Annotated in this window: 11 protein-coding genes; 9 read left to right on the top strand and 2 right to left on the bottom strand. The window is 66.8% G+C overall.

The features are described 5' to 3' along the window. The first annotated feature begins 458 nt into the window (after positions 1–458). The 5 genes from NZ951_06880 (at position 459) to hpt (ending at position 5,404) form a co-directional block, all read left to right on the top strand. A complete protein-coding gene (locus NZ951_06880) occupies positions 459–2,015 on the top strand; it encodes a hypothetical protein (GenBank protein MCS7207635.1) in 1,557 nt (518 codons plus the stop codon). A 59-nt stretch (positions 2,016–2,074) separates the two neighbouring features. After that, the gene (locus tag NZ951_06875; protein ID MCS7207634.1) at positions 2,075–2,782 is read left to right on the top strand and encodes a sulfurtransferase; all 708 of its coding nucleotides are present in this window, start codon (positions 2,075–2,077) and stop codon (positions 2,780–2,782) included. Positions 2,783–2,916: 134 nt separating this feature from the next. Next, the gene (locus NZ951_06870; protein ID MCS7207633.1) at positions 2,917–3,546 is read left to right on the top strand and encodes an MBL fold metallo-hydrolase; all 630 of its coding nucleotides are present in this window, start codon (positions 2,917–2,919) and stop codon (positions 3,544–3,546) included. Positions 3,547–3,602: 56 nt separating this feature from the next. Continuing rightward, positions 3,603–4,439, top strand: coding sequence for a methyltransferase domain-containing protein (locus tag NZ951_06865; protein MCS7207632.1), 837 nt, complete (start codon positions 3,603–3,605; stop codon positions 4,437–4,439). 8 nt (positions 4,440–4,447) lie between these two features. Then, positions 4,448–5,404 (top strand): hypoxanthine phosphoribosyltransferase, encoded by a 957-nt coding sequence (gene hpt / locus NZ951_06860; protein MCS7207631.1) that lies wholly within the window; start codon positions 4,448–4,450, stop codon positions 5,402–5,404. On the opposite strand, the gene NZ951_06855 is transcribed toward hpt, so the two are convergent. Continuing rightward, entirely contained in the window at positions 5,401–6,618 is a 1,218-nt protein-coding gene (locus NZ951_06855; protein ID MCS7207630.1) for a cell wall metabolism sensor histidine kinase WalK, read from the bottom strand. The two genes, hpt and NZ951_06855, sit on opposite strands and share 4 nt — an antisense overlap. Positions 6,619–6,629: 11 nt before the next feature. After that, positions 6,630–7,739 carry a Zn-dependent alcohol dehydrogenase gene (locus tag NZ951_06850; protein MCS7207629.1) on the bottom strand — a complete coding sequence of 370 codons (1,110 nt, stop codon included), beginning with the start codon at positions 7,737–7,739 and terminating at the stop codon, positions 6,630–6,632. A 167-nt stretch (positions 7,740–7,906) separates the two neighbouring features. Here NZ951_06850 and argF point away from each other — a divergent pair, with 167 nt between their 5' ends. Genes argF through NZ951_06830 form a run of 4 tightly spaced genes read left to right on the top strand, consistent with a single transcriptional unit; the run spans position 7,907 to position 11,868 of the window. Further along, entirely contained in the window at positions 7,907–8,842 is a 936-nt protein-coding gene (gene argF / locus NZ951_06845) for an ornithine carbamoyltransferase (protein ID MCS7207628.1), read from the top strand. A gap of 10 nt (positions 8,843–8,852) precedes the next feature. Beyond that, positions 8,853–10,202 (top strand): ribosome biogenesis GTPase Der, encoded by a 1,350-nt coding sequence (gene der / locus NZ951_06840; protein ID MCS7207627.1) that lies wholly within the window; start codon positions 8,853–8,855, stop codon positions 10,200–10,202. Continuing rightward, positions 10,199–10,858 (top strand): glycerol-3-phosphate 1-O-acyltransferase PlsY, encoded by a 660-nt coding sequence (gene plsY, locus NZ951_06835; GenBank protein MCS7207626.1) that lies wholly within the window; start codon positions 10,199–10,201, stop codon positions 10,856–10,858. Before der ends, plsY begins: the two co-directional genes overlap by 4 nt. Next, entirely contained in the window at positions 10,846–11,868 is a 1,023-nt protein-coding gene (locus NZ951_06830) for an NAD(P)-dependent glycerol-3-phosphate dehydrogenase (GenBank protein ID MCS7207625.1), read from the top strand. The genes plsY and NZ951_06830 overlap by 13 nt, the downstream gene beginning before the upstream one ends. Positions 11,869–11,871 lie beyond the last annotated feature (3 nt).

The following is an 11,871-nucleotide window of genomic DNA, read 5'->3' as shown; positions in this document are numbered from 1 at the left end:
GTGGGGGTGGGCACAGGAGTGGGTGTGGGCACCGCCGCCGGCCGACACGCCACCAGCCCCAGCACCCATGCCCCCAACACCAGTAGGCTATACAGTCGCCATCCGCCTCGGCGCATCGTCGCCTCCTTCACCCAAAGATTTGGCCCCCAGCGCAGTCTGGCCGGGAAGGCCAGTTCACTTTACTATACGCTCTGAAAGCTGTCAATGGTTTCGGACTGGACATCTGCTCTTTCTATCGATGTGAAAGGCTTTTTTGCCTGATTGCACCGTTATAGCCTCATACGGACAGGCGCGCCTTTTCCCTGATGGGGTGTAAGGCTCTACCTTGACCCCATCGGACTCCTCGGCGACGATAACAGGGTATGGCCCGTCGTGTGCTGCCCCCTGCGTCCACGCCTTCCGCCTGGATGTCCCAGCTGGGCTTGCTGATAGGCTGTGTGGGGCTGGCTGGAGGAGGGATGGGGCTGCTATGGCCGCTGCTGGGTGGCGATTTCCCCCCAGGCGTGGATACGCCCACTTTTCTGCACTTGAGTTGGGTAACCCGCCTGGCCCTGACGGGCCATCTGGAGAATCCCCTACTAGACCCCTATTGGTACGGGGGGTTCCGCTACCTGCAATCGTATCCGCCGTTGGCCTATGGTCTGGTGGGGGCTATCAGCGCTCTGTGGGGGGACGACCTTGTGGGGGTGTACCGGGGCATGCTGGTGCTGGCCTATGTGGGCACCGTCTGGGCGACGGTGTGGGTGGCCCGGCAGATAGGCCTGCCTCGCGGGACGTCGCTACTGGCGGGCCTGCTGGTGGTGGTGTCTTATCCTGTGCTGGCTGCGCTCGCCCTGTGGGGGTGGTTTACGACGCTGGCTGCCCTGCCCCTTGTGGTGATGGCCTACGGTTTGCTGGAGCGGAGCCTTTCGGAGAGGCAGGTGCGCTGGGGTGTGCTGGGGGGCGTGTGCTTCGGATTGGGGGCTCTGGCACACCATATGACGGCCCTGGGTATCGGTTTGGCCCTGGTGCCCTGGGGGGTGTATCACCTGGTGCGGGGCACTATCCCCCGCCTCACCTTTCTGAAGGTCTGCGCCGTCTTTCTCGCTGTCGCCCTGGTAGTTGTTGCCCCGTGGGGGGTGCCCTTTTTGGCCCATGCTCTGGAGGTGGGCTTCCGCCGGGAGATGCCGGGGATTTGGACGTTCCCCCTGGCCACCTATGCCCGCCACGCCCTCCTCCCCGCCTACATCGGGCGGTTCATCTACCCCGCCTACATCGGGGCCAGTGTGGTGTTTTTCGCCCTGGTGGGGGTGGTCTACGCCCTCTTGGAGGGGCGCCGGCTCCCCGCCCTTGCCCTCCTTACCCTGACCCTCACGGCTTTCAGCCTGGGCGTGGAGGGCAACCCCCTATACCGCCTCTACCCCTTTAGCGGGCTGGATGCGGCCCGTTTCTCCGTGTTCATGGCCCCTTTTGTCGCCCTGTTGTGCTGCGTCGCCGTGGACGCCGTGGCCCACTCCCTGGAAGGGTGGCGTGTTCTTCGGGCTAGGCCCGTGATCCGCAGGATGGTGCTCGGGCTGGTGGTGGCGGCGCTGGTGGCCCTCCCCCTGCGGGATGCCTGGATAGTCCGCGGGAAGATGGCCCCTTATCAGGTAGACCCCCAGGTGCACGAGGCCCTCACCTGGCTGGCCCACCATACCCACCCCCAGGACAGGGTGTTCAGTGCGGGGATGTGGTTCTGGGACACCTTCCTGATACCCTACCTGGCTCAGCGGCCCCTAGTGCATGGCTGGCACGACGAGGGCGCCCCCACCTGGCGCGCCGTCGGCGTCCTGCGGGGCGCCGCATGGTTTGGACTGGGCACAATGGACGGCGTCGCCAGCACCCTGCGTACTCTGGGGGCACGCTATGTGGTGGTGGCCGAAAGCCTTTTCACCCCCGAGGCGACCCCCCTTCTACGCGAGCGGATGGAGAGCCGCCCCGACCTGTTCACCCTCCAGGCCCAGTGGGAACGGGTGCGCATCTACCAGGTGCGTTGACGCCCGAAAGGTTTGACAACGCCTCCCGCCTGGGGCACAATCTCCCCCAGGAGGAAGCCGTGTCCGCCGAGGTGTTTGCCCGCCCTGATCTCCTCGTGGACCCCCAGTGGCTCCACCAGCGCCTGAACGACCCCTCCCTCCGCATCGTGGACTGCGATCCCCGGGACGCCTACTTCCGCATCCACATTCCGGGGGCGGTGCCCGTCCCCGATAACTACTACAAAAACCCGGACGACCGTCGCTTCATGATGCGCCCCGAGCAGTTCAAGGCCCTGATGGAGTCCCTGGGTATCGGCGACGATACCCTGGTGGTCGGCTACGATGCGCGCCAGAGCCTGTACGCCGCCCGCCTGTGGTGGTGCCTCACCTACTACGGCCACAGCAAGGTGAAGGTGCTCAACGGCGGGTTCCCCCGCTGGTTCCGCGAGCAGCGTCCCCTGTGCCTCTGTGGGGCACGGCACACCTATCCCCCCGCCACCTTCACCCCCCGCCCCACCCCCTCTGTCCTGGCCACGGCCGAGGACATCAAAGAGCGCATCGCCCGCCAGGATACGGACACGGTGCTGTGGGATGTGCGCTCCCTGGCCGAGTATACGGGAGAGAACACCCGTGGCAACAAGAGGGCTGGGCATATGCCCGGCGCTATTCACCTGGAATGGCTGGAGCTGGTGGACCGGGAGAGCCACACCTTCAAAGACCCGGCCACTCTGCGGCGGATGCTGGCCGAAAAGGGCATTACCCCCGAGAAGGAGGTGATCGCCTACTGACAGGGGGGCATCCGTGCGGCGCACGGCACCTTCGTGCTGAACCTGCTGGGGTATCCCCGCGCCCGCAACTATGACGGCTCCTTCGCCGAGTGGGGCAACCGGGACGATACCCCCATTGAGCGCTAGCAATGGGCATGCAGGTGCGCATCCTGGTCGTGGGGCCTTTCGCCACCAACTGTTATTTGGTCAGCGATGAGGAGAGCAAGGAGGCCCTCATCATTGACCCGGGGGGCGAGGCCCAGCGCATCGTGGAGGAGGTCCGGCGCCTGGGCCTTCAGCCCCGCCTGATGGTCTCCACCCACGGGCATATTGACCATGTGGCGGCAGCGGCCGCCGTCAAGGAGGCCCTGGGGGTGCCCTATGCCCTCCACCCCGACGACATTTTTTACCTGAAGAGCCCTTCAGGGCTGCAGCACCTCTTCCCCGACTATCGGGAGCCCCCCAACCCCGACCATCCCCTCAAGGGGGGCGATACCCTGACCTTCGGGGCGTGCTCTCTGCTGGTGCTGGAGACGCCGGGCCATACCCCAGGGAGCATCTGCCTGTATGGGCAAGGGGCGGTGTTCACAGGGGACACCCTGTTCCAGGGGAGCGTGGGGCGCACCGACTTCCCCGGGGGAAGCCACGCCCGCCTCATCTCCAGCATCTTCACCAAACTCCTGGTACTTCCCGATACCACCGTGGTGCTCCCCGGTCACGGCCCCCGTTCCACCATTGGCAACGAAAAGCGCTGGAATCCCTTCCTGGGAGGGCGTGGAGTATGAACCCCTTGCGTCTTGCCGGCGTGCTATCATAGAGGTGTCGGCGCGGAGGTGCGTCGGTGGAGACAGCCCCAACGGCCCCCCAGACCCAGGACTTCTCCTTCAAGTGGTTCGCCCAGCACGGCTTCTATCGCGCCGTCAACGCCTACCTGCTGGAGATGGTGGGCCTGCGCCCCGGCCAGAGGGTGGTGGAACTGGCCTGCGGCACCGGATTGGTCACCCGTATGATTCGGGACAAACTGCGGGGGGCCAGGGAGAGCGTCATCATCGCCGTGGACATGTCGGCCGCTGCCCTGAAGGAGGCCATGCACAACCTCGCCGACGCCACCGATACCGCCATTCAGTTCATCCAAGGGCGGGTGGAGGACCTCTCCCGCATGGTGCGGGAGAAAGCCGACGCCGTCATCTTCTGCAACGGCATCCATTACATTCAGGATAAGGCGTCCCTCCTGCGGGAGGTGGTGGCGTCCCTGAAGCCCGGGGGCCGCTTCGCCTTCAACACCTCCTTCTTCCAAGGTGCCCACGCCCCCGATACCGACGCCTTCTACCGGCGCTGGATGCTCAAAGCCCTGCGTATTCTGAAGGAGCGCTACGGGCTGACACCGCGCTCCGAGAAGGTGGAGGCCCGCCGCCAGTTGACCCCCGAGCAGTACATCGCCCTGCTGGAGGCGCACGGGTTGAAGGTGGTGCATCGGGAACTGCGCACCGCTGCCGTTCCCCTGCAAGGCTGGCTGGACATCAGCCGGTTTGAGGACTTTGTGCAGGGCGCTCTGCCTGGGGTGCCCCTGGAGAGGGCCAGCGAGGTCCTCCAGGAGGCGGTGCGCCAAACCTTCCAGGAGATGGGCCTCACAGCCGTGCCCCGCAACTGGCTGACGGTGGTGGCGGAGCGCGCCTAAGAGGAGCCATGTCCGAGAGGGAACAGTCCCCCCAGGAAGAGGCCCCCGAGTCTTGGAGCCCCCCACCCCCCTTCGCCCACCCCAGCGAGGCCGAGTTCGCTCGCATCCTGGACTTCTATGGCGTGCGCTGGCAGTATGAGCCCCGCTCCTTCCCCATCCGCTGGGAGGGCGAGCGGGTGGTGGAGATGTTCACCCCCGACTTCTACCTACCTGACCTGGACCTGTATGTGGAACTGACCACTCTGAAGCAGAGCCTGGTTACCGAAAAGAACCGCAAACTGCGTCTTTTACGCCAACTGTACCCGGATATCAAGATCAAACTCCTCTACCGGCGGGACTTCCATCGGCTGTTGGCGCGCTATGGGTTTGGCCCCTTGGCCCAGGCGGGTGTGCGGGGGATTGAGCGTGTCCTTTTCTCCACCGAGGCCATCCAGAAGCGGGTGGCCGAACTGGGGCGGCAAATCTCCCAGGACTACAAGGGCAAGGAGCCGGTGCTGGTGGGCGTGCTGCGGGGGGTGCTGTGCTTCATGGCCGACCTGATGCGCGCCATCAGCCTCCCCGTTGCGGTGGACTTCATGGCCATCTCCTACTACGGCAAGGGGGAAGGGGTACGCATCACCAAAGACCTGGACATGGATATCCGCGGGCGGGATGTGCTCCTGGTGGAGGATATCGTGGACACGGGGATGACCCTGCACTGTATCCTGCGCCATGTGGAGAGCAAAGGCCCAGCGAGCCTGCGGGTGTGCGCCCTGTTGGACAAGCGGGTGCGGCGCATTGCCGATGTGCCCTTGCACTACGTGGGCTTTGAGGTGCCCGACGAGTTTCTCGTAGGCTACGGCCTGGACTATTTGGAGCGGTATCGCAATCTGCCCTTTATCGGCATCCTGAAGCCCGAGCCACCTCCTGAGAGCGCCCCACAGCCGCCATCCCTGGCCGCCGTGGGGGAAAGGCGATCCCCCTAGCCTGGGCGGGCGGCGGGCAGGCGCAGGGTGAAGCGGGAGCCCCGCCCCTCCTGGCTCTCCACTTCTACACTCCCCCCGTGCACCTGGGCGATGTGCTTCACGATAGCTAAGCCCAGGCCGGCCCCGGCGTCGTCGGGCGTGCGGTGGGCCTTGTAGAACCGCTCAAAGATGTGGGGCAGATGCTCCGGGGCGATGCCGATGCCCGTGTCCTCCACGCTGAACACCACCTGGCCGTTTTGGGCGTGGGCGCGGAGCCACACCTTGCCCCCCGCCGGGGTGAACTTGAGGGCATTGTCCAGCAGGTTAGAAAGGGCTTGCAGGAGTTTGTCCCGGTCGGCTAGCACGGGCGGGAGATGGGGGGCCACCTCCACCGTCAGGGTTAGCCCCGCCTGCCGGGCCAAGGGGGCAAAGCGTTCGGCCACTTCTTGAGCCACCGCCTCCACAGGGAGAGGGGCTAGATGCAGGGCTACCTGCCCGCTCTCAAGGCGGGAAAGGTCCAGCAGTTCCCGCACCAGGCGCTCCATGCGCTCCACCTCCCCCTTCAGGCGCGCCAGGAAGGAACGGGCGGCGGCGGGGTCCTCCAACGCCCCCTCCTCCAGGGTCTCAATGGCGGCGCGCATGGCGGCCAGGGGCGTGCGCAACTGGTGGGAGACATTGGCCACAAACTCCCGCCGAGTGGTCTGGAGGCGGTAGAAGGGGGTCAGGTCCCGCATGACCATCAGCACCACCCCCCCCTCTAGGGGGACAGCGGTAACCTCCAGGCGTTTCCCCTGGGGGAGGAGGTCCACCTCGCCCCTCTGGGGGGAGGCCGTCGCACGCGCCCGCTCCAACACCGTGCGCACCTGGTGATCGCGCAGGAGGGGCAGGGGACGCTGGCCCCGCTCCCCCGCCACAGCCCCCAGCACCGTCCACGCCGCCGGGTTGGCCAGGAGCAGACGGTCCTCCCCATCCAGTAAGAGCACACCCTCTTGCAGGGCTGTCAAGGCGCTGTGGAGGGTCTCCCGCTCCTGGAGGAGGGTCTGCCACCGCCTCCCCACTTCCTCAAGGGTTTGCTCTGTCGCCCCCGCCGGCGGGGGGGGAATCTGGCGCAGGAGCGCATCCACCCCCGCTCGCAGGTGGGCATAGGCCCTCTGCACGCCCCGCAGTCGGTAGAACAGGACACCCACCCCCCCCAGGGCCACCAGCACCGCCCCCACCAGCACCCACAGGCCCATACCCCTCCCGCTTACTGGGGGAACACGATAATGCCCCGCCCAGGCAGGCCCTCCTCTAGGTCGCGGTAGGCCTGGTTAATCTGCTCCAGGCGGTAACGGCGCTGGGCCAGGGTGCCGATGTCCAGGCGTCCCTCTTTGGCCAGGCGCACCAGCATGGGCATATCCAGGCGGGGACGCGCCGAGCCGTAGTAGGAGCCTTTGATGGTAACCTCTTTGCGCAGGATGGTGATGAGGTCAAAGTTGGCCTTGTGCCCCTCGGGGGCTAACCCCACGATGACCACTGTCCCGCCCCGGCGAACGATGTCAAAAGCGACCTGGGCCGTGTGGGAGCCCCCGTAGACCTCGAAGGAGTAGTCGGCCCCCTGGCCGTTGGTGATCTCCTGCACGCGGCGCAGGACATGTTCAGTGCCGGCGTTGATTGTGTGGGTTGCCCCCAGTTGGCGGGCAAGGGCGAGGTTGCCCTCGCGGATGTCAATAGCGATGATGGGATCGGCGTTTACCAGGCGCGCTCCCTGGATGACATTCAACCCCACACCCCCACACCCCACCACCGCCACACTGGCCCCGGACGGCACCTGGGCAGTGCGCAGAACCGCACACACCCCCGTGGTTACCGAGCATCCGATAAGGGCGGCGTGGTCCAGAGGGAAGTCCTTCTCCAAGGGGATGCACCCCGTCTCAGCCAGCACCGCATACTCGGCGAAGCAGGCGGTGCGGATGAAGTGGTGGAGGACCTGCTTGCCCTTGCGGAGGCGACTGGTGCCGTCCAGCATAAAGGCGCGCTGTTGCAAGGTGGCGGAGTTCTCGCAGATGTTGGGGCGTCCGGCGGTGCAGTAGGCGCAGAAGCCACAGTTGGGCACGAAGTTGAAGATGACGGGGTCGCCGGGCTTGACGGTGGTTACCCCCTCGCCCACCGCCTCCACGATGCCCGCCCCCTCATGCCCCAGCACCACGGGGAGGAGATAGGTGTTTTCACCCACCATAAAGTGGTAATCGCTACGGCAGACGCCCGCCGCCGCCACCCGCACCAAGACCTCCCCCCGTTTGGGCGGATCCAAATCTACCTCTTCCACCACTAAAGGTTGACGCGGTTGATAGAGCACTGCCGCCTTGATTTTCACGGCAACCCCCTTGCACAAGGATGTGGATGGTCTGTTACGGTAAGTGTACCATAAGACGAACACACAGGGGCTGTCCGGGCACGCAGAGGACAGGGGGAGGCCCCCTTTCGTGTGTGGGCAGTAGGGCAGGGATGCCCCCTGCTATACTAGGGGGGTGGAGCACAAGGATGGCTACCCCTGTGCGCAGTCTGAAGGGACGCGATCTCCTGTCGGTGGCTGACCTCTCCCCGCAGGAGGTGGAGGGGTTGGTGGCGCGGGGGCTGGCCCTGAAGCGGGGGGCACGGCCCTTGTCTCTGGAGGGGAAGAGTGTCGCCCTGCTGTTTGAGAAGCCCTCCCTGCGCACCCGTGTCTCCTTTGATGTGGCGGTGCATCAGTTGGGGGGGCACCCCTTTTACCTGGGCCCCCAAGAGGTGGGCCTGGGGGTGCGGGAGCCGGTGAGCGATGTGGCCCGCGTCCTGGGGCGGATGGTGGACGCCATCGTCTGCCGCACCTTCGCCCAAAAGACCTTGGAGGACATGGCCCGCTACGCGGCGGTGCCGGTCATCAACGCCCTGTCCGACAGTGAACACCCCTGCCAGGCCCTGGCCGATATCCTGACGGTGCAGGAGCGCCTGGGGCGCCTGCGGGGGGTGGTGGTGGCCTTTGTGGGGGATGGGAACAACTGCGCCGCCAGCCTGGCCCTGGCCTGTGCAGCGGTGGGTGCCCACTTCCGCATCGCCTCGCCCCCGGGGTATGAGCTGCCCCCGGCCGTTGTCCAGCAAGCCCAGGCCACAGCCCGGCACACGGGCGGCTCCCTCACGCTCCTCAGGGACCCCGACCAGGCCGTCGCCCAGGCCCAGGTGGTCTACACCGATGTGTGGACGAGCATGGGGCAAGAGAAGGAGGCGGAGGTGCGCCGGCGGGCCTTTGCCGGCTACCAGGTGAACGCCGAGCGCATGGCTCGTGCCGCCCCGGGTGCCCTGTTCCTGCACCCCATGCCCGCCCACTACGGGGAGGAGGTGCCCCCCGGCTTCCTGGAAAGCCCCTGGTCGGCCGCCTACGACCAGGCCGAGAATCGCCTGCACATCCAGAAGGCTATCCTTGAAGCCATCCTCGCCGACTGAAGGTCTGCCCATGCCCACACCCCCCTCTGTGCCCCTGGTTGCCATCGTGGGACGCCCCAATGTGGGCAAGTCCACTTTGTTCAATCGCCTTTTGGGACGACGGGTGGCCATCGTGGCCGACGAGGCGGGCACCACCCGCGACCGCATCGCCATGCCCGTGCTCTTGGACGGGCGGAGGGTCATCCTGGTGGATACGGGGGGCCTGCGGTCCGAGGTAGACACCTCCCTGGAAGAGCAAGTGCGTAAGCAGGCGCTGCTGGCCATCCGTGATGCAGAGGTGATCATCTTGGTAACCGATGCCTCCACGGGGGTGCACCCGGAAGACCACGCCGTCGCCGACATCCTGCGCCGCCAGGGGAAGCCGGTGGTGTTGGCGGTGAACAAGGCCGAGGGGCCGGGGCGGGCTTTGCAGGTCGGGGAGTTTTACGCCCTGGGCCTGGGGGAGCCCATTCCCGTCTCGGCCCTGCACAACCGGGGCATCGGGGATCTCATAGAGCGGGTGCTGGCCCTTCTGCCCGAGGCCCCCGAAACCCCACCCGAAGCCGAGCCGGTGGCTAAACTGGCCATCGTGGGGCGCCCCAATGTGGGCAAGTCCAGTATGCTCAACGCCCTGGTGGGGGAGGAGCGGGCCATCGTCTCCCCCGAGCCGGGCACCACGCGGGACGCCCTGGACACCCCCGCCACCTATAAGGGCTTGCGCCTCCTGCTCATCGACACAGCGGGCATCCGCCGGCGGGGGCGCATTGAGCCGGGGATTGAGCAGTTTGCTGTTCTGCGGGCGCTGCAGGCCATTGAGCGGTGCGATGTGGCCATCCTGGTGCTGGATGCGACCGAGGCGGTCACAGCCCAGGATGCCCACATCGCCGGGTATGTGGTGGACGCCTATAAGGGGTTGGTGGTGGCGGTGAACAAGTGGGACCTGGCGCGGGCGCAGGGGGCCACCGAGGCCCAGGCCCTGGAGGCGGTGCGGGCGGGGTTGCACTTTGTGCCCTATGCGCCGGTGCTGTTCACCGTCGCCTCCACGGGGGAGGGGGTGCAAAAGGTGCTGGAGGCGTGCCTGGGGGTATGGCGGGAGCGGCAGAAGCGGGTGCCCCAGGAGGACCTGAACCGCCTTTTGGCCGAGGCGGTGGTGCGCCACCCACCTCCCCCCCATAAGGGGCGGCCCCTCCACATTTACGGCCTGCGCCAGGAGGGGATCAACCCCCCCACTTTTGTGTTCACGGTGAACGACCCCGCGTTGGTGCACTTTTCATATGAACGCTACTTGGCCAACGCTTTGCGGGGGGTCTTTGGCTTTGCCGGGACGCCCCTGCGCCTCCGCTTCATCGCGCGCCCTCAGGCGAAGGTGGGACGGTCATGAGCGCCGGTCTGGAGTGGTTAGCAGTGGCGGTCCCCGTGGCGTACCTGTGGGGGGGGATCCCCTGGGGCCTGCTGGTGGCCCAGGCGACGCGCCGTATGGACCCCCGCCGCTACGGCAGCGGAAGCACAGGGATGACCAATGTGATGCGCATTGCTGGAGTGTGGGCGGGCTTGCTGGTGCTGGCGTTGGATATGGGTAAGGGGGCCGTGGCCGTGGCCCTGGCGCGGGAGATGTTGGCCACCCCGTGGGGGCCGCCGAGCGTGGGGTTGGCAGTGATGGTGGGGCATATCTGGTCGCTTTACTTGGGCTTTCGGGGCGGGCGGGGCACCGCCAGTGGATTGGGGGGGCTGTATGTGCTTCAGCCGTGGGCAGGCGCCGTGGCGACCCTTCTGGGGCTGGCGGCCATTGCCCGCACGCGCTATGTGTCCGTCGGCTCCCTGCTGGGGGCAGGGAGCGGCGGGCTGACCCTGATAGGCTTCGCCTTGGCGCAGGAGGTGCCTTTGCCCTATGCTCTGTATGGAGGGGTGGGGGCTGTGCTGGTGGTGTGGGCACATCGCCCGAACATCCAACGCCTCCTCCGGGGAGAGGAGTACCGCTTGGGAGAGCCCGCCCGTCCTCTCGCTCCATCCCAGCAGAGGGCTTCGTGGCAAAGATAGGGGTTGTCGGCACCACCACCTGGGGCACCACCCTGGCGGTGCTGTTGGCACGCCGGGGGCATACGGTGACCTTGTTGGCCCTCAACGCCGAGGAGGTGCAGGCCCTCACCCGCGCCCGCCACCATCCCCGCCTGCCCACCTTCCCTTTCCCCCCTACCCTGCACCTGACGCCCGACCCCTGGGAGGTTGCCCAGAACGCCCAGATGGTGGTGTTGGCGGTGCCCTCGCCCACCATGCGGGAGAACGCCCGCCGCCTCGCCCCCGCTCTGGAAGGGGACACCATTGTGCTGCACGGCTCCAAAGGCCTGGAGCCGGGGACTGCCCTGCGCATGAGTGAGGTGCTGGCTCAAGAGTTGCCCGCCCATCGGGGGCGCGTGGCGGTGCTGGCGGGCCCCAACCTGGCAGGGGAGATCGCCCGGGGGTTGCCCGCTTCCACAGTGGTGGCCAGCGCCGACGCCGAGGTGGCCCGCTGGGTGCAAGAGGCCTTCCACAGCCCCACCTTTCGGGTGTATACCAGCCGGGATGTGGTGGGGGTGGAACTGGGCGGGGTGCTGAAGAACACCTTCGCCCTGGGGGCAGGGATGTGCGACGGGTTGGGGCTGGGGACCAACGCCAAGTCCGCCCTGATCACCCGGGCCCTGGCGGAGATGATCCGCCTGGGGGTGGCGGCCGGGGCGGAGCCGTGGACCTTTGCAGGGCTGGCGGGCATCGGCGACCTGATGGCCACCTGTTGGAGCACCCTGAGCCGCAATCGCCAGGTGGGGGAGCGGCTCGGGCAGGGCTACCCCCTGCAAGAGGTTATGCGCGATCTGGGCCAGGTGGCCGAGGGGGTGCACACAGTGGCAGAGGTTATGCGCCTGGCCGAGCGTTACCAGGTGGAGATGCCCATCGCACGGATGATTTATCGGGTGCTGTTTGAGGGGGTGCCCGTGGCCGAGGCGATGGAGGCCCTTTTGCACCGGCCCCCAGAAGCCGAGTGGCCCCACGGGTGGAGCACCTCCACCGCATAAGAG

The organism is Dehalococcoidia bacterium, assembly GCA_025060295.1.
Taxonomy (GTDB): domain Bacteria; phylum Chloroflexota; class Dehalococcoidia; order Lucifugimonadales; family HRBIN23; genus HRBIN23.
Note: the sequence above shows the minus strand (reverse complement) of the source record. Positions and strands in the feature narration are given on the sequence as shown.

Excerpts from the sequence above, each read along its gene's own strand:
- NZ951_06880 (MCS7207635.1), top strand. The coding sequence starts at position 459 with ATGGGGCTGCTATGGCCGCTGCTGGGTGGCGATTTCCCCCCAGGCGTG.
- NZ951_06870 (MCS7207633.1), top strand. The coding sequence starts at position 2,917 with ATGCAGGTGCGCATCCTGGTCGTGGGGCCTTTCGCCACCAACTGTTAT.
- hpt (MCS7207631.1), top strand. The coding sequence starts at position 4,448 with ATGTCCGAGAGGGAACAGTCCCCCCAGGAAGAGGCCCCCGAGTCTTGG.
- NZ951_06855 (MCS7207630.1), bottom strand. The coding sequence starts at position 6,618 with ATGGGCCTGTGGGTGCTGGTGGGGGCGGTGCTGGTGGCCCTGGGGGGG.
- argF (MCS7207628.1), top strand. The coding sequence starts at position 7,907 with ATGGCTACCCCTGTGCGCAGTCTGAAGGGACGCGATCTCCTGTCGGTG.
- der (MCS7207627.1), top strand. The coding sequence starts at position 8,853 with ATGCCCACACCCCCCTCTGTGCCCCTGGTTGCCATCGTGGGACGCCCC.
- plsY (MCS7207626.1), top strand. The coding sequence starts at position 10,199 with ATGAGCGCCGGTCTGGAGTGGTTAGCAGTGGCGGTCCCCGTGGCGTAC.